The 17,592-nt window shown below is 71.7% G+C and carries 11 protein-coding genes and 1 pseudogene; 9 read left to right on the plus strand and 3 right to left on the minus strand.

Annotated elements, in window-relative coordinates:
- The first annotated feature begins 246 nt into the window (after positions 1–246).
- From IE257_RS13810 to IE257_RS13825, 4 genes are read left to right on the plus strand one after another with little or no spacing between them, the layout of a single operon-like run.
- Positions 247–1,800 (plus strand): PD-(D/E)XK nuclease family protein, encoded by a 1,554-nt coding sequence (locus IE257_RS13810; protein ID WP_189968256.1) that lies wholly within the window; start codon positions 247–249, stop codon positions 1,798–1,800.
- Positions 1,797–3,002: a pPIWI_RE_Y domain-containing protein gene (locus tag IE257_RS13815; RefSeq protein ID WP_229920327.1), complete on the plus strand. Its 1,206-nt coding sequence runs from the start codon at positions 1,797–1,799 to the stop codon at positions 3,000–3,002. Before IE257_RS13810 ends, IE257_RS13815 begins: the two co-directional genes overlap by 4 nt.
- Complete coding sequence (locus IE257_RS13820; RefSeq protein WP_189968258.1) at positions 2,995–6,687, plus strand: pPIWI_RE_Z domain-containing protein; 3,693 nt, start codon at positions 2,995–2,997, stop codon at positions 6,685–6,687. The genes IE257_RS13815 and IE257_RS13820 overlap by 8 nt, the downstream gene beginning before the upstream one ends.
- Positions 6,688–6,727: 40 nt before the next feature.
- Positions 6,728–9,802 (plus strand): pPIWI_RE module domain-containing protein, encoded by a 3,075-nt coding sequence (locus tag IE257_RS13825; protein ID WP_189968260.1) that lies wholly within the window; start codon positions 6,728–6,730, stop codon positions 9,800–9,802.
- A 13-nt stretch (positions 9,803–9,815) separates the two neighbouring features.
- Here IE257_RS13825 and IE257_RS13830 read toward each other — a convergent pair whose 3' ends face one another.
- The 3 genes from IE257_RS13830 to IE257_RS13840 all read right to left on the minus strand — a co-directional run bounded on the left by IE257_RS13830 (position 9,816) and on the right by IE257_RS13840 (position 12,732).
- The gene (locus tag IE257_RS13830; RefSeq protein WP_189968262.1) at positions 9,816–10,712 is read right to left on the minus strand and encodes a DUF4436 family protein; all 897 of its coding nucleotides are present in this window, start codon (positions 10,710–10,712) and stop codon (positions 9,816–9,818) included.
- A gap of 37 nt (positions 10,713–10,749) precedes the next feature.
- On the minus strand, positions 10,750–11,907 hold the full coding sequence (locus tag IE257_RS13835) for an agmatine deiminase family protein (RefSeq protein ID WP_189968264.1): 1,158 nt from the start codon (positions 11,905–11,907) through the stop codon (positions 10,750–10,752).
- Positions 11,908–12,096: 189 nt separating this feature from the next.
- On the minus strand, positions 12,097–12,732 hold the full coding sequence (locus IE257_RS13840; RefSeq protein ID WP_189968266.1) for a TetR/AcrR family transcriptional regulator: 636 nt from the start codon (positions 12,730–12,732) through the stop codon (positions 12,097–12,099).
- A 114-nt stretch (positions 12,733–12,846) separates the two neighbouring features.
- On the opposite strand from IE257_RS13840, the gene IE257_RS38190 reads away from it, so the two are divergent.
- From IE257_RS38190 to IE257_RS13865, 5 genes and pseudogenes are all read left to right on the plus strand, one after another.
- Positions 12,847–14,538, plus strand: coding sequence for a serine/threonine-protein kinase (locus IE257_RS38190; protein WP_229920328.1), 1,692 nt, complete (start codon positions 12,847–12,849; stop codon positions 14,536–14,538).
- A 547-nt stretch (positions 14,539–15,085) separates the two neighbouring features.
- Entirely contained in the window at positions 15,086–15,442 is a 357-nt protein-coding gene (locus IE257_RS13850; protein WP_189968268.1) for an agmatine deiminase family protein, read from the plus strand.
- Between the two features lie 125 nt (positions 15,443–15,567).
- Positions 15,568–16,149, plus strand: a complete 582-nt coding sequence (locus IE257_RS13855; RefSeq protein ID WP_189968270.1) for a TetR/AcrR family transcriptional regulator — start codon at positions 15,568–15,570, stop codon at positions 16,147–16,149.
- A 538-nt stretch (positions 16,150–16,687) separates the two neighbouring features.
- Positions 16,688–17,398 (plus strand): urease subunit gamma, encoded by a 711-nt coding sequence (gene ureA / locus IE257_RS13860; protein ID WP_189968272.1) that lies wholly within the window; start codon positions 16,688–16,690, stop codon positions 17,396–17,398.
- Positions 17,395–17,592, plus strand: a pseudogene (locus IE257_RS13865) (urease subunit alpha); the annotation flags it as partial. The gene ureA and the pseudogene IE257_RS13865, both read left to right, overlap by 4 nt.

Here is a 17,592-nt window from a genome sequence, read left to right on the forward strand (position 1 = left end):
TGCCAGTGCGGTGACGCATGCGAGCGATGCGCCTGTCCGGAAGCAAGAGTATAGACGTGTGGCGGGAGAGTTCACGAGATTGGGACTTGACTGTGTTCACAACATGCAAGACTCTTCTCGTGTCCATCCTTACGGGAGGAGTCCGCTGTGCCGACGTGGCAGAAACCGCCGGGAGTGACCGGAGACAGTGAGTTGGTCCGGGTCGGGCTTCCCGTGCTCAGACAGGAGGAAGGGGCCTGCTCCCTCATGCGGGCGCTGAAGGCCCGTCCGCGGCTCCGGTCGGCTGCGGACGGGTGGCGCACCTCGCCCGTCGTGGAATTCGGGTTCAGCGCATGGGAAACCCACGTGGATGCCGTGGAGTTCCCCGGCACGCCGGGCGGCCGTCGGGGGAGCGCGATCGTCACCCCCGCGCACCGGGCATGGGGTCGGGAAGCGGCCGCCACCTACCTGGCCGCCCGAAAGCGCTTCCTTCGGGAGCAGGAGGAGGCAGGGCTCCCGCCGACGATTCCCGTCCAGGAGCGCTGGGTTGCCTCCAGGGTCGCAGATGTGCCGGGAGTTCGAAGGTACGAGCTCGAAGTGTGGGGGCGGCAGTACGCCACGCCCGACGGTTCGGTCCGCGAGCTGTGGCTGCCCCAGCTCGGCGCGCTGCGGCCGAACCGCCCGCTGGCCGAACTCGCTGCGGCAGCAGGTGCGCTGGTCTACGGGGTGCCCTCTCACACGGATCGGTACACGGCGGAGCGGACTGCGATGCACACCGGCAACGCCGCCCCCGCCCGGGTGCGGATCATCGGCGTCGGACTCGGTGACGGAGAGACCTCCGTCCTCCGCGCCGAGGAGAGCGGGGTCCCTGCGGACTGGACGGACGACGAGGCCCGGGAACTCTTTCAGCGGCAGGCCGCCCACCGAGTCACCCCGGCGACCTCGGGTACCGGTCGCCGCCCGGGCGCGGACTGCGCCGACTGCAAGGCGCTGGCGTCCTGTTCCACGCTGAAGCGGGTGCCCGGCCTGCTGGGCGTTCCGCACAGCTCGCCGGGCCGAAAACGCCGTACTGTTTCCGTCTCGGACCTGCGCGCCTATCGCGACTGTCCTTCCCGCTACCACCTCACGAGGGTCCTGAGGCTCCGCGAGCTCAGGGTGGAGAGCGAAGCGATCCGCCGAGGCAGGGCGGTGGACGCCTGGCTCAACGCCCGCCATGCCGACCCTCTACGGGTGCCGTGCCGATACACCCCGCTGCCTGAATCGCTGCCCGGCCTGCAGGGTGACGAGCTCGCCCCGGCACTCGCCATGCTCGAACGGCATCGGGGTCGGTGCCCCTTCGACAGGATCGGTACGCACGACACCTGCAGTCCGCAGCACCGCATCACCGTGTACGACCCGGCGGCCGACGTGGTGGTCCTGGCCGACTGCGACCTCGTTTACACCGAACGCGGTGGCGTGGTGATCCGTGAGACCAAGACCGGCGCGCACCGCTATTGCGCGAGCGGCGAACTGATGGAGCGCTACCCCCAGCTGGCCCTCGCCGTCCTCTTCGTGGCCGCCGGGACATTGACCGGTGATCCGCGGCGTTCGCGCATCGAGCTCGAGACCCTGCGCCCGGACGGCTCCGCCGAGGAGGAACTGGATCCGTTCGATCCGGTGACGGTCGAGCAGGCCCGACGTGTCCTTCGCGATCTGGCAGCCCCTTGGGTCGCCGCCGTCGACTACCCCGAAGCCCCTCGTACCGGATACGACTGCGGAAACTGCGAGGCGAGCAAGTGGTGCGCCACCGGTCGGGCGCGCCTGAGCGAGGAGGCCCGGTGAACGGCACGAGAGCGCAGCGGGCCCAGGACGGCGCCGGCACCGTCGGAAGGACGGACCGGATCGACTCGTGGTCGGCCCACCAGGGGGAGCCGCTGCTCCGGACCCTGGCCCAGGCCCTGTGCGTACTGGAGCGCGAGTCCGGACTGGACCGCTTCACCCTGCCCTACCCGGCGGTCGCCCAGCATGCCCTGGACCGGACCGCCGTCGCCTGCCTACTCGCAGACGAGCGCCCGCCTGCCTCGCTCGGGGAGCTGGTGGCGCGTTGCCAGCAGATCCCCCTGGAGGACTGGCCCCTGAGGCTTCCGGAGGGGACCGTCGGGCCCGGCGATCTCCTCGTCGACCCCCGCTCGGGGCGGCCCACCGAGCTGTGCCACGAGTGGGCCGAGCGGGGCGCCGACCCGGCCCTCGTCCACCGGGACCGGCAGATCGTGCACGCCGCGCTCACGCTGTGCCGCCAGCACGGTGAGGAAGGCGCCTACAGCTCCTTCCGTGGGCTCCTCGTACGGAGGCCCGTCCTGACCGCAGCCGAGATGTTCGAGGTGCTCGGCGACATGCTCCTCGAACCGGTGCACGAACTGATCCGGCTCGTCTACCAACCAGTACCCCAGGCCTACCGGAGAGACGGTGGCTTCGCCCAGTGCGGTCGCTGCCTCACGTTGCTGAACCCGCTCGGCGACTCCGAATGGTGGTGTGAACGCGACCGTTGCCGCAAGGCCGGTCCGCCGCACGTCGGCCGGGTCCTGAACGCCACGGACGCCGGCACGGTGCTGCAACTCGAGCGACCCCTGCGGCAGTTCGTGACCGGTCCCGGGCGGGCGGAAGCAGTACTGGAGGAGGCGCTGCGGGCCGAAGGCCTGGAAGTGACGATGTGGCCCGGCTTCGACGCCTACGACCTGCTGGTGACTTTTCCCGACGGTCTGCGCTGGGCCGTCGACGTCAAGGACTGGGCCAGCCCGTACTTCCTCGGCAGGGCCGCCGCACCCGTACCGCCGACACCACCCTACGACGAGGCCTTCTGGGTCGTGCCCCAGCACCGCGTCGAAGCACGTACCGACTACCGCGAGGTGTACGCGAGCGCCTGCCCCGACCTCCGGCACGCACCCGACCTGCTCACCGACATGGAACTCACCCGGCGCGCCGTCCGCCGGCTGCAGACACTGCGCCTCCCCACGACTTCGAAGGAGCACAACAGCCATGCGTGATGAACGCAGTTGGCACCGCCCGGTGAGCGATCTGGTCAAGGGAGCCCTCCTGGCCCATCCCGGAGTCCCCAAGGGATTCACCGCCACACACCTGTGCCAGGTCGAGCTCGGCCTTCGGCTGCTGGAACGGCTCGATGCGGGGCAGCCCGCCGACGGTGCCTACACCCTGTTCGGGGGATACCCCTTCGCCCATGCCGCGGGGCTCGCCGACGGTCCTGCCGACGCGGCCATGATCACCGCCGCCCGCCACCTGCTGTGGCCCCTTCGCCGCGGCCACGCCTGGAAGCAGGCGGTGGAGACGTACCGGATGCTCCCCGCCCACCTCCGGGCCTACGAGGTTCCGCCGAACGGAGCGGGAACGCCGCCGGTCCCGCTGGTTCCGGTCGTCGCGTCGGGCCGCGTCGACGTCTACGACCGTGCGCTCTCCGGCCTACCGGACTTCGTGCGACGCCTGCTGCCGATCGCTCCCGCAGGCCGCAGCTCGTTCCGGGAGCACCGCCGGGCCTCCTCGGTCACGATCCCGGAGGAACTGGCCTTCGCCCGTCCCCGCGGACACGACCTGGTCACCGAACGGGCGGGTCGCGCCGCCCCACTCACGGTCACGCGCGCCGAACTGGCCGCCACCGCACGCTGGATGGACGAGACCGAGCGCGCGGAGAAGATCGAGCGTCCGGGCGACTGGGAGCGGCGCCTCGCCGAACTGCGGCTCGCCCCCCGTGACGCCGACGGCCGCGGCTTCACGGACAGCGACGAGATGCACGTGGAAGGCCTGTTCCACCTCGTCGGTATGGTCGGGGCCGGCAAGAGCACCCTGATGACGCTGCTCGCCGCATGGGCGGCCCGGCTGCCCGTCCCGCTGCGCACCACTCTCGTGGTCGGCGACGTCGCCGAACAGCTGCGCCTGTGCGCCCTCTTCGCCGCCCTGGGCCTGGAGGCCGTACCCCTTCTGGGAACGAGCACCCGGGAGACGCACGTGCAGAGGCTGCACCGGCGCCTGGCCTCGCGCGGACTGAACAACCTTCTGGACCACGACGATCGCGGATTCGACGAGCTGAGCACCGTGTGCCTGGTCAGCGGTCTACGCGGCACCGACCACGCGGAGCCGCTTCGGTACTCGGACGCGCCCTGTACCGGACTCGTACCCGAGCGACAGCCGGAGCAGGACGCGCAGACGTCCTCCGACCCCCTCGCGGCACTGCGCGCCGATGCCCCCGACCCCACTACGGCGAGCCGACCCCCGAGGAAGCAGCTGGACGACGACCCGGACGGTCCCCTGCACGGGTGCCCCGTCTGGGCCGAATGCCCCCGGCACGCCACGGCCCGCGCGCAGGTGGACGCGCCCATCTGGGTCGCGAACCCCGCGAGCCTCGTGCAGAGCCCCGTCCCCTCGCACCTCAACGACGAGCGACTGCGACAGCTCGAACTCGCCTGCCTGCGCAGCGACATCATCGTCGTGGACGAGGCAGACAGCGTGCAGATGCGCCTCGACCAGCTGTTCGCCCCGACCGCGACCCTCGTCCAGCCGGGCCTCGAGTCCTCCTGGCTCGACCGGCTCAACACCCACAAGATCGAAGAGCTCTGCCGCAATGCCCGTCTGCCGCTCACCGACCGGCAGGTCCACTTGTGGAACAAGGCCCTCGGAAGCGTCTCCGCCGCGGTTGACCCGCTCTGTCGCCAACTGATCGAGGAGGGGGACCTGCAGGAGTGGATCGACCTCGAGTACTTCAGCCCGTGGACCCTCCAGCAACAGCTGCTCGACGAGTGGTTCCGCACCGACCACGGTACGGGGCACTCCGGCGACCGGGGCCCCGGGCGGGCGGAGGAGGACGAGACCCACCTGTACGAGGGCTACGACGACGAAGGCGTCGAGTCCGACGAGGACGCCGCGGAGAGCCCTACCCCCGACCCCCGTAGGGCTGCCGTCGCTGCCGTTCTCGACGCCTTCAGGGATGATCCGTTCGGGGACCGGGAACCCGCCGCTGATGCCCCGCCCGTCGTCGGGAAACTCGTCAAGGTCGTTCAGGACCTGCTGCACAGCCAGTCGCTCTCCCGCGTGAACGTCCGCCTGCGCGAAGCCGCTCAGGACCTGGTGTCCGGTACTCCGGCCCAGGACCGGGTCCGTGACGGGAGCGTCGGTGAACAGTGGTGGGACTTCACCTGCCGCCGCCTGGGGTTCATGCTCCTGTTGAGCGCCCTCCACCAGCGGCTCGACCGGCTGACCTTTCTGTGGCCCCAGGTAGAGGCCGCGCTCCGGCTCGATGCGGAGGGCAAGGAACTGGCCCGCCGCACTCCGCTCGACTACGCGCCGGTCGTCCCCGAGTCCCCCATGGGTAACGTGCTCGGCTTCCAGTACCTGCCCGACGACCAGGACCGCGACGAGATCGGCCGCACCGGCGGTACCCTGCGCTTCTTCCGCTGCACCGGCGTGGGGCGCGAACTCCTGCTGCGCCTGCACGAACTGGGGGCCGACCCGGCTTCCGGCCGGGGAGGCCCGCACGTGATCCTGATGTCCGGCACCAGCTGGGCCGGCGAATCCACCCGCGCCCATGTCCTGGCCCCGGTCGCAGCCGTCCTGAAGCCGACGGAGGAGTCTCTGGAATCGGTGGCCCGTACCCGGTTCGGTACGCACTTCCTGTACGACGGCAACGGCAGGCCCATGAGCTTGTCGGGCACGCGCCTCAAAGACCGGCTCGCCCAGGCCAGGGCGATGGCGTCCAGGCTGGGCCGCCCCGGCCTGTCGGGATCGGCCAGTCCACTGGACCAGGAGCTCGCCAAGGTCGCCGACGACCACCGGCGCAGGGCTCTGTTGCTGGTCGGAAGCTACCGAGAGGCCTACGCCGTCGCTGACGCCCTGGACGGCGAGGAGCGCTGGCACGGGCGGGTCAAGGTCCTGGTCCCCGACGACGCCGACCTTGGCGAAGCACTGCACGGTACCGGCCTCATCGGTGAGCGGCGGGGAGAGGACTCCGCCGAGGCCACCCTGCGGCGCGGGGACCTCGCCCGGTTCGCCGACGACCCGGCCGCGGAGGTACTGGTCGCCCCGCTCCTCGCGGTCGAACGGGGCCACAACATCCTCAACAGCCATGCGAAGGCCGCCTTCGGCACCGTCCTGTTCATGGTCCGCCCCCATCCGCGGCCGGACGACCTGTCCCTGTCGATCTTCGCGGTCAACGATTGGATCACTCGCTTCATCCGCAACGTCCCGCGCGACGACCGGCGCACCGGACCCTCCACGTTCCGCGAGCTGGTTGCGAAGGCCGCTTCCCTGGACGAGGCCGGTCAGTCACTGCGACACGAGGGCCGGCACGAATGGCGCCGGCTGCTGTCCCGGCGGTATGTCTACTCGCACCTCGCGGACTGGGAGAAGCGGGCCTTCGCCTGGGACCAACTCGTCACCATGTGGCAGGTCATCGGCCGTCTGGTGCGTGGCGGCGTGCCTGCGCGCGTGGTGTTCGTCGACGCGGCCTTCGCACCGGCGCTGGCCAAGGCGCTGTCGCCTCGTTCCGACACTCACACCGTGCCCCCGGCGGACGGGCTGCTTCAGGCCCTCGGCACGATCCTCACCCCGTACTTCACCGGCTCCGCAGCCGTGGACCCGGCCGATGCACAGCTCGCCCGGCTCCTCTACCAGCCGTTCCACAACGCCCTGAGCAGCCTCGAGAGCCATGGCAGGCCCACCTCCTGACCTGGAATCCTCACACGCCACATCCTGAAGGAGCGGACCTATGCCCGTCAGCTACCGCCACATCGGCACGGCCACCTGGCTTCCCGCAGACACCGATGCCTTCCGCACCGCCCGCTATCGGACCCTGCCGTTCCCCGAGCAATGGCGCGACGCCGTGCTGAGCCTGTGCAATGCCGGCCGCGCCCCGGGGGACACGGCCTGGCGGAGCGCCCCCACGTACCGCCTCGAACAGGTACTCCAGACCTACGCCCCCGATGTCCTGGTCATGCCCCGCCCCTTCCACCAGCGCGAGGACGGCGAGCCCGCCCGCTGGCTGTACGCCGCCGAGGACGCCCCCGATCCGCTGCCCCCGCCGGTGCTCGGCACGCTGGTGGACCGCTGGCTCGGCGAAATCCGCCCCGAGCTCGCCGTGGATCCCGAGTACCGTGCACTGCTGAAGGACGTCCGCGCCGAACTGCGTGCCCACCCGCCACAGTGGGAGTACGTCACCCGCGAGCTGCTGCCCCGCAAGCAGACGCCGGGCGGCACCGCGTCCGTGGATTCGGACCAGTTCACCCTCACCCCGGACTGGCTCGCCCGCCGGGTCCTCGACCTCGGTCCGTACCCGTACGAGGGCGGCAGCCTGCATTTCCGGGCGATGCCGCGGGGCCGCCGCGACAAGGGCGCCGAACTGGTCTCCCAGCCCCTCCCGTACGAACCCGAGCCCGGAAAGGGCGCCGGCTGGTTCTCCGTGGTCCTCAACATCGCTCTGCAGACCGTGCCGTTCGACCCGTTGCCCCGCTTCCACCTGCACTGGACGGTCCGCCGCTGGGCCACCCGCCGCTCGGCCACCGACGACGGAGGTCTTCGGCTCCGCCTCCCCTGGGGCTCGGCCACCACGGTCCTGCTCCGGCCGAAGGTGCCGGTGCTGCCGGGCGTACCGCTCAGCGAGAGGTACGCGGTGGCCCGACTCAAGCGCGTCCGCGACCGGGAGACCGGTGCATTCGGCGACACCTGGGTGAACGGCGGCCCCGCCCGGCTGCTCGCCGGCCTCGCCATCGGCGAGGTGTTCCCCGAGGCGGATGCACTGCTGACAGACCCCCAGCAGTGGCTCACCCAGGGCATGCGGGCAGCGATCGTCCATCGCCCGGCCATGGGCCGCCATGAGGTCGCGACGGGTTTCATGGCACACCAGTGCTCGCAGCTGACCGAGTGGGCCGAGGGCGCTCTGCCCGAGGAACTCCGCGCCGCCGGCCCGATGGAGAACTCCCGGCTCGCCGGCCCCCGGCCCGCCAACGCACCTCCGGCCACGGTGAAGAAGGAGGCCAAGGAGGACGAGGAAGTGCGCCGGTGCCGGGAGCGCCGGTCAGCGGCTGCCCATGCACTCTCCGCCTACGCCCCCACCGACTCATTCGGACGGCCGGTCCTGGAGGCCCGCCTGCTGTGGCAGACCGCAGACATGCGCGACGCGGCGCTGGAAGCCCTCCGCCACCGCCTGGGGCTGGAGGGCGCTGGTACCGGTGGAAACGTCGTCGACGAGCTGGCGTACGAGGCGGCAGTGCCCGGAAGGCCCGTGGTCCATGTATGGCACTGCCCCGAACTCACCGTCCGGGTCCGCTGCCTGCGTCCTGTCGTGCGCACGAACGAGCGTGCCGGGGTCGCGCTGACCGCCGATCTCGGCCTCCGGGCAGCCGGAGGCCGTGCTACCCGCGACGAGATCACGGTGGCCGTGCATGCCCGTCGTACGGCGACCGCCGACTGGCTCAGGGCGGACCGCACCGGTGACGCTCCCGGTCTCGCCCTGGTCGAACTCGCCCGAGCCGAGGACTTCGGCCGTGGAGCGGACCCCAAGTTCGCTCTGCGTCTGGGCTGCGCGGACGCCGGTTTCGTGACCCAGTTCGTTGCCACGCCCCAGAAGGTCAAGGGTTACAACTCGGTGGGCAACATGTCTCATCGTGCCCTGATGGCGTGGGACGACGGACTGCGTCAGCTCGGTGCCCGCGTGCACCCCGAACATTCCCTGGCCGAGGGGCTCCCTGCGGACCTCCGCTATGCGGCCGTCTGGATGGTCCGGAAGAACCGCACCTCGCGCAACCGCTGGCCGGCCCATGTCCCGGTGGCCGTCCTCGTCACACCCAAGGGGCTGGGCAGCGGACTCGCCCGCGTAGAGGGCTGGGACCCGCAGGTCGACGGCGGGGCCGGCGCCTGGGTGCCGTACCCGCAGATGCTGATCAGGCTCACCCGCCTCGCCGAGATCACCCCGCTCGTGCCCGCACCGCGAGCGGAGGACGACACCACCAAGGCCCCCCGAGGAAGCTGGCACAAGGACCGGGAACAGCAGCGCCGCGAAGCCGAGGAGTGGCTGCAGACCATCCGCAGCACGCTGCACAGCGCACCTACCATGCTGCTCGCCGACGCCGTCAACGCACGCTCGCACTGGACCTGGCTGCAGGACGGCCGGACCGAACCCGACCGCATCCGAGACGGGCAGGCCCCTGCCCGGCGGCTCCACCCCGACCTGCGCCTGGTGCGCGTCCGTACAGCCACAGGCCGTGAGACCGCCCAGTGGTGGGGCATCAATCCCGGAGCGGGGCCCAACGGCATCGGAACCCATCTGTGGGTTCCCGACGACTCACCCTCGGGCCGCGTCTTCTACAGCACCACGCCCAAGCCGGTGCAGTTCCGGGACTCTGCCGTCCAGGCCGACAAACTGGCTCCACGCCTCATCACCCAGGGCAAGCGCAAGGGCGAGCCCACCGTGGACACCGGGGTCCCGGCCTGGATGCCAGGCCTCGTCGAGCTCGCCGTACTCGGCTGCCACACCGGAGACGGGGACGATCCCGAGGCGCTCGCGATGGCGGCCCACCTGCTGCGCCAGCCTCCCGACTATCCGCAGGCGCTCGCCCACCCCCTCCCGCTGCACCTGGCCGGCCTCGCCCAGGAGTACGTTCTGCCCACTCGTGCAGGGGATGCCGCGCACGAGTCGGACGAGTCACGTGCCTCCGGCGATCCGCTGGACGACCCTGCTGCCGACGCGGATCCGGCGGGGCACGCGGCTGCGGGACTCGAAACGGCCGTGCAGTTCGACGAACCGGAGGAGGCCGAGGAGGAAGGACAGCTCTCGCTCTTCGAGTGACGCCGTGCGCGGATCACGGGGACGGTGGTGCGGTGGAGTCTGTTGGTGGCGTGGGGCGGGGTTCGGCGCGGATGCCGGTGATGACCACCGTGATGAGGCAGAAGGCGATGACCGTCTCGGCCCAGAGGAAGGCGATGTAGTCCAGCAGGCAGCCGATCGGTGGGGCGCCGGGGGCCGTGTTGCGGAAGGCGGCCAGGGCGAAGAGGGTCGCCGCCATCCAGCCGAGGGCGGGCCAGGTGAGGCCCTTGCGGCGGGTGACCAGGTACCAGCCGCCGATCAGGACCGAGACGGCGAGCGCCCACATGGCGAGCATCATGAAGATCGCGAAGATGAACACGCTGTTGGACCGGGCCAGCCCGACGTCGAGGACCGCAATGTCCTGCACCGTCGAGGTGTCGACCGTCGCCGAGAAGAGGACGTCGTTGTTGGAGAGCGTGACGCGGACGGGGACCCTCTCGCCGCCGACCACCGCGCCGAACTCGACGTCCGCCCCGTAGGCGTCGAACGGGTAGTCCGTGATCGAGCCGCCCGTCAGGGCGACGGGTACGTCCATCGTGGAGATGCGCTGGTGGGCCTTGAACGTGAGGTCGCCCCGGGTCGCCGTCGAGGTCTGGACGGTGAGGTCCTCGGCGGGGGAGACCCCGCCGGCCTCGGCCAGGGCGCCGCGGGGGGTGACCAGGACGCGCAGGGTCATCTCGCGGCCGGAGGCGTCGACGCGCTGGATCGTGGCGTTGACGTCGATGCGGTCCCGGTCGGCGCGGCCCGCCGTGTACACCGTGTCCAGGGCCTGGCGTTCCCCGAACTGGAGCCACGCCCCCACGGTGACCGCCGCCACGATGGCGATCAGGACCAGGCCAGGCAGCAGCGGGACGCGGCGCGCGGGGCGTGCCGGGCGGTGGGAGTTCGACACGGTGGCTCCGGTGGTGCGGGGCGGCGGCGGGGGCGGATCAGGCGGCGGGCTTGCCGGGCTGGTCGTGGGTGGAGCAGTGGATGCCGCCGCCGCCCGAGGCGATGGTGTCGATCTTCACCATGACGACGTCCCGCTTCGGGAAGTGCTCCCGCAGGATCCCGCGGGCGCGGTCGTCCGCCTTGCGGTCCCCGAACTGGGGCATGAACACCGAGTCGTTGGCCACGTAGAAGTTGGCGTACGTGGAGACGAAGTCGTCGCCCTCGCCCGTGATCCGGTCCAGGTCGGGCTGCGGCAGGTCGATGACCTCGAAGCGGCGGCCCCGGGCGTCCGTCGCCTTCGACAGGACGGACTTCGCCTGGTCGGCGGAGCGGGACCAGGAGTCGGGCGGCGTGCCGGGGTGGGCGCGGTCCAGCAGGACCACACCGGGGGCGGTGAAGCGTACGAGACTGTCGACGTGGGCGTCGGTGATGTCCTCCCCGCGTACGCCGGCCAGCCAGATGACCTTCTGGACGCCGAGGGTCTGCTTGAGCTCGGCCTCGATGGTGTCCCGGGACTTCCCCCGGTTGCGGTTGTCGTTGACGATCGAGCTCTCCGTGACCATCAAGGTGCCCTCGCCATCGGTCTCGAAGGAACCGCCCTCGGCGACGAGCGGGGCCTGGGTCCGGGGGATCCCGTACTTCTGCAGCAGCAGGCGTCCCACCTGGGCGTCGTTCGTGTGCTCCTGCTTGTTGCCCCAGCCGTTGAAGTTGAAGTCGACCCCGACGACCTTGCTGCCCTCCTCGACGAACACCGGGACGGTGTCGCGGGCCCACAGGTCGTCGACGGCCAGCGGGATCACCTCGACCTGGGAGCCGCAGGCCCGCTGGGCCGCGGCCACCTGGTCGGGCCGGGCCATCATGACCACCGCTTCGTAGCCGCCGATGGCCCGCGCGATCCGGGCGATGTCCTCGCGTACGTAGGGCAGGTCCTGCTCCCAGACCGAGGCGAGGGCCGGCCAGGACATGAAGGTGCGGGTGTGGCTCTCCCACTCGGCGCCGAACCGTCGCTCTCCGTCCGCGACGGGCTGTGCGGAGCCGTCGGCGCCGGGCTGCGCGCCGGATTCGGCGGGACCGCAGGCCGCGGCGCCGAAGACGGCGGCGCCGATACCGGCGAGGGTACGGAGGACGGTCCGGCGGGTGGGGGGTGTGAACGACACGGGGGACACTCCGATCGTGTGCTGGCGGAGCGAGGGGGCGTCCGGCCAGGGCGGGCACGGGAGGCGTGGCACAGGCAGGCGGGCCGGGCCCTATCCAAAGGTTGCACGCTTTGTACCGAGAAAGACCGGTACGCACGGGGAAGTGGTGCGGCCGGATGTCGTCCACTGTCGCACTGACTGGAAATTCAGTCAATTTGCCTCGAAGGATTCGAAGGATTCGAAGGATTCGAAGGATTCGCAGGAGCCGAGGCGGCCGATCTCGACTCCGATCGCCCCGCGCATCAGGTCGCGGGCGTGTCCCACCGGTAGGAGACCGCTCAGCCATCGGCCGCTCAGCCCCTCCAGGAGGGCGGTCAGCCGCTCGGCGGCGGAGTCGACGGCAGCCGGGGGAGCGGCCGGACACAGGGTGGCCAGCAGGCCGGCCACCTCCTCGACCCAGGCCGCTCCGGCGGCGCTGAGCTCGTCACGCAGTTCCGGGTCGAAGATCGTGTGGGCCCGCAGCTCTCCCCAGGCCGTGCTGTTCTCGCGCACCTCGGGCAGGTCCTGGAACTCCAGCAGCAGGATCCGCTCCAGGAGCCGGCGGGGGTCGGTGCCGGCGGGCGGGACCCCCGCGCCGTCGGCGGCGCCGGTGTAGCGGTCGGCCCGGTCGGTGATGAAGGCCAGCGCCTGGCGCAGGACGCCGGTCCGGTCCTTGAAGTGGTAGTAGATCAGGGCGGTCGACACGCCCGCCTCGGCCGCCAGGTCGCCCACCCGCAGCCCGCGGACTCCGCGGCGCGCGATGACCCGGGCGGCGCCCTCCAGGATGGCCCGTCTGCGATCGGACACTGGGTGGTCCTCCCTTCCGGCGGTGTGCGTCTCGCATTGTCACACATTGACTGAAACTTTAGTTAGCGGCACGATGCGCCCAGGTCATAGCCGCATCGTTGAAAGAGCCACCGCATGTTCGCTCAGCATCCCGGCGCACAGTCCGCCCTCACGGCCCTGTCCGCCGACGACCCCCACGAGATCGGTGGCTACCGCCTCCATGCCCGGCTCGGCTCCGGCGGAATGGGGGTGGTCTACCTGGCGTACACGCCGGGCGGCCGGCCCATCGCACTGAAGGCCGTCCGGCGGGAGTTCGCGGCGGATCCCGAGTTCCGCGAGCGCTTCGCCCAGGAGGTCGCGAGCGCCCGCCGCATCCACGGGCTGTTCACCGCGCAGGTGGTCGACTCGGGCGAGGACGAGCGCATGCCGTGGCTCGCCACCGCCTACGTACCGGGCCCCTCGCTGCACCAGGTCGTCGAGCGGCACGGCCCGCTGCCGGTGCGTACGGTGCTGCTGCTCGTCGCGGGGATCGCCGAGGCCCTGCAGGAGATCCACCGGGTGGGCGTCGTCCACCGGGACCTCAAGCCCGCCAATGTGCTGATCGCGGGGGACGGGCCGCGCGTGATCGACTTCGGCATCGCGCGCGCCGCCGACGCCACCGCCCTCACCGGTGCGGGCCTGCGCATCGGCACCGCCGCGTTCATGGCGCCGGAGCAGGCGCTGGGTCACCCGGTGACGTCCGCGACCGACGTCTTCGCGCTCGGGGCGCTCGCCGGGTTCGTCGCGGGCGGGGTCCCGCCCTTCGGGGCCGGGCCCGAGTCCGGCGCCCTGTACCGGGTGGTGCACGAGCACCCGGACCTCGGCCGGATCCCCCACGAGCTGCACGACCTGCTGTCGTGGTGCCTGGCCAAGCGCCCGGAGGACCGCCCGACGACCGCCGATCTGATCGCCGCCGTCCAGGCCCACCCGCTCGTGGGTCCGCGGCCGCAGTTCACCGAAGGCTGGCTGCCCCGGCCGGTGCTGGAGGAGGTCGGGGTGCGGAGAGAGATGCCGGACGCGCCGGCCCGGCGGGCACCGTCCGCCTCTGCTGCCCCTCCCGTACCGGATCACCTCCAGGCGACCATGGCCGCGGACGCCGCCGCGTACCCCGCCCACGGCCTCGGCCCCGGCGTCGCCCCAGGCTCCCGATCCGGACCCGGCGGGACCATGCCCTACACCCCGATCCCGGCCGCGACCCCGACCCCGACCCCGACCCCGACCGCGACCCCGCCCCCGGCCGAGCCCGCACGCCGTGACCGGCGGCGCGACCGGAGCCGGCTGCCGGTCCTCGTCCTGGCCGCCGCGGCCCTGCTGACCTGCGGCGCCGCCGCCTACTGGTTCGGCTTCCCGCCCGAGGAGGCGGACACTGCCGGGGAACCCGTACCCGGTGCGCCCCGGCCGACGTCGACGGCGTCCGCGTACGTCCCCGGATACGTGCAGACGGAGCTCACCGCCCCGGATTCCGGTTACGAGTTCGATCTCCGGGCCGGGAAGGTGGTCCCCGTGGAGACGGCGGCCTGGTACCTCGCCCGCGCCTCCGACGCGTTCCTGCTGTCCGAGGAGTCCGACGCCTTCGTCGCCGACGGAAGCGGAGAGCTGACCCCGGACGACTGTGCGCGTGGGATCGAGACGCGGCCCGTGACGACCCTCCCGTTCAAGGCGCTCACAAAGGAGCGCCCCTTCTGCGTGCGAAGCCCTGACCAGCGGGAAGTCGCGATCGTACGCCTTGTCGAGGCGACCTCCGCAGGCTCCGTCACCATCACCGTCGACCACTTCCGAAAGAGCTGATCCGCCCGAATGGAACCGGGTCGACGCACACCCGGGCGACACATGACCAAGGGTCGACTGAATTTTCAGTTAAAGCAAAGATGCCGTGCATCCCGCCCCTCCTCATCAGGGAGTCACCATGGATATATCCATCCCCTAAAGCAAAGATGCCGTGCATCCCGCCCCTCCTCATCAGGGAGTCACCATGGATATATCCATCCCCGTACCTCGCGCCGCCGCGTGCTCCGGTTCGGCGCGGCAGCCCTGCCGCTCGCGGCCCTCGGCTCCGCCGCCCTCCCGGCGTCCTTGGCGCGCACTGCCTCGGCCGCGGAGATCGGCACGCTCCGCATGCCGGCCGAGACCGACCGACACATCCGTACGCACATGGCCTGGCCGGCGCTCTCGTCGGTGTGGGACAGCGGCCTCGGCGCGGTACCCGGGACGTCGCCGAGGTGGCGCACGCGATTTCGCGGTACGAGCCGGTCGTGGTGCTGGCCCGCCCCGGCCAGGTCGCCGAGTACGAGGTGAACCGGATCCGGGCCGGGTCATCCTCGACAAGCCCGGCCCCGTGGCGGACAAGAAGTGGGTGGCGGTCTACGAGGAGACCAAGCGCGCCCTGCAGAGTGCCACCGACGCCCGCGGCCGCCGCCTGGCCATCACCGAACTGCCCGGACCGGAGCGGCGCGAGATCCGCGGCCGGGGCGAGGAGTTCCTGTCCAGCTACACCAACTACTACACGGCGAACGGCGCCGTGATCGCACCGCAGTTCGGCGACGGCTACGCCGACGGTGTCGCCCACGCCATCCTCCAGGCCGCCTATCCGGGCCACCGGGTCGAGCAGCTCTCCATCGACGGCATCGCCTCCGGCGGTGGCGGAATCCACTGCGCCACCCAGTCGCACCCGGCCGTGCCGCCGGCCGTCTGATGGCCGGGCCGCCCAGGCCGGCGCGGACGGCCCCGCCCGCAGGGGCGGCCCCCCGCGCACCGTCCGGCACTCCTGGTGACGGGCCGCGTACATGGGCACCCGATCACCCCGGTAGGGTGCGGAGCATGGCGTCTCGTAGTACTCAGATCCTCGAAGCCGCCGCCCGGGTGATCGCCCGGCGCGGTGTACGCGGGCTGCGCGTGGAGGAACTCGCGGCCGAGGCCGGCGTCTCCACCGCCCTGATCTACTACCACTTCAAGGACCGTACGGGCGTCCTGCGCCAGACACTCGAGTTCATCAACGACCGCGCCGAGCGCTACACCACGGAGCGGGATCCGGACGACCCGCCGCTCAGCCCGCGCGAGGAGCTGGAGGAGACCCTCCTGCTGGAACTCCAGGACACCGTGGACGTACGGGAGAACAGCTCGGCCTGGGGTGAACTGCGGGCGAGCGCCGTCTTCGACGAGGTGCTGCGCGAGGACCTGGCGCGGGCGACCCTGGTGTGGGTCCAGGAGGTGGCCGCGCTGTTGGGTCAGGTTCAGCCGATGGTGCCGGCCTCCGCGCTCGCCGCAGCCGCCGAGCGGCTCACCGCCCTCCTGGAGGGCCTGAGCATGCGCTGGCTGAGCGGTGGCATCAAGATCGACCACGCCCGAGAACTGATGCGGGGCGCCATCGACGCCGAACTGGCGGGGCTCGGGCAGGTCTGACGAGCCCGCGTGGTCCGGAGCCGACCGCACGGCCCGACCCGACCCGCCCACACGGACCGACCTGCGGGCCCGGCCCCGCCCTATAGCGGCCCGAGGCGGGGTCCGTGCACGCCGCGGACGTCGTGGGCGGCTCTTCCCTGACTCTTCCCCGGCTCTTCCGCGGCCCCTGCGCGTCTTTCACAGGTCTCCCACGCGACTTCCGTGATTCCTTGCGCACCCGGGGCCGTTCAGCCTCTTGACTGAATTTTCAGTCAATGCCAGAGTGAGGATTCCGAGCAGGCCGGGCCGAACCTTCCGCCTCTTCGGACCGCCGGCCGGCCCGTGCAGCCGCACGGGGCCGTGCCCGGCCCGCACTCCTCGACGCACCCCTTGAGGCGTCCCCCGCGAGCCACCGGTCCTCGGCCGCCGCCTCGCGCACCACATCATCCGGACGGCGACGCCCCGGCCCCGGCCGTACCCTCGCCCGCCTTCCGGAGGAAGGAATGATCATGATGGTTTCGACCGGCCCGGACGCCGGGCGGGACGGCCGGGGGACGTCATGCCCCTGACCCCCACCGAACGTGACCGGCTGTTGCTCTTCACGGCCGCCGAACTGGCGCGAGCCCGGCACGCCCGCGGCCTGCGGCTCAACGTGCCGGAGGCGACCGCGCTGATCGCGGACACAGTCTGCGAGGCGGCGCGCGACGGGCTGCGCCTGGCCGATGCCCTGGAGCGGGGCCGCAGCGTCCTCGGTCCGGACGACGTGCTCCCCGGGGTCGTCGACATCGTCACCGAGATCCAGGTCGAGGCCGTCTTCGAGGACGGCACCCGACTGGCCGCGATCAGTGAGCCCTTCGGGCCCGTGGAGCGGGACGACTCCGCCCCGGGTGCCGTGCTGCCCGCCTCGGACACCGTCGCGGCGCCGGAGCCGGTCCTGAACCTGCGCGTCCGCAACACCGCCGCGGTGCCGGTGAGCGTGACCTCGCACTTCCACTTCTTCGAGGCGAACCCGCGGCTCGACTTCGACCGGGCCGCGGCCTACGGCATGCGGCTGGCCGTGGCCGCCGGTTCGTCCACTCGCTTCGACTCGGGCGCCACTGTCGAGGTCGGCCTGGTGCCCGTGGGCGGCGACCGGATCGCGGTCGGTTTCGCCGGGTTGGTGGACGGGCCCCTGGACGCGCCCGGAGCCAAGGCGCTCGCGCTGGAAAAGGCGGCGGCCTGCGGTTACCTGGGCGTGGCCGCCGCACACGAGGACGGAGACCGGGCGTGAGCAAGAAGACCCCGCACAGTGATCACTGTGCGCCGGGCAGCCGGCATATCGATCCGTACGAGTACGCGTCGGTGTTCGGTCCGCGGGCCGGGGACCGGGTGCGGCTCGGCGATTCCGGGCTGACCGTGCGCGTCGAGTACGACGCCCAGCGGCCGGGGGACGAGTTCCTGGCGGGTTTCGGGAAGACGGCGCGT

It is taken from the genome of Streptomyces avidinii (assembly GCF_014650695.1).
Lineage (GTDB): Bacteria > Actinomycetota > Actinomycetes > Streptomycetales > Streptomycetaceae > Streptomyces > Streptomyces avidinii.

Excerpts from the sequence above, each read along its gene's own strand:
- IE257_RS38190 (WP_229920328.1), top strand. The coding sequence starts at position 12,847 with ATGTTCGCTCAGCATCCCGGCGCACAGTCCGCCCTCACGGCCCTGTCC.
- IE257_RS13855 (WP_189968270.1), top strand. The coding sequence starts at position 15,568 with ATGGCGTCTCGTAGTACTCAGATCCTCGAAGCCGCCGCCCGGGTGATC.
- ureA (WP_189968272.1), top strand. The coding sequence starts at position 16,688 with ATGCCCCTGACCCCCACCGAACGTGACCGGCTGTTGCTCTTCACGGCC.
- IE257_RS13825 (WP_189968260.1), top strand. The coding sequence starts at position 6,728 with ATGCCCGTCAGCTACCGCCACATCGGCACGGCCACCTGGCTTCCCGCA.
- IE257_RS13810 (WP_189968256.1), top strand. The coding sequence starts at position 247 with ATGCGGGCGCTGAAGGCCCGTCCGCGGCTCCGGTCGGCTGCGGACGGG.
- IE257_RS13820 (WP_189968258.1), top strand. The coding sequence starts at position 2,995 with ATGCGTGATGAACGCAGTTGGCACCGCCCGGTGAGCGATCTGGTCAAG.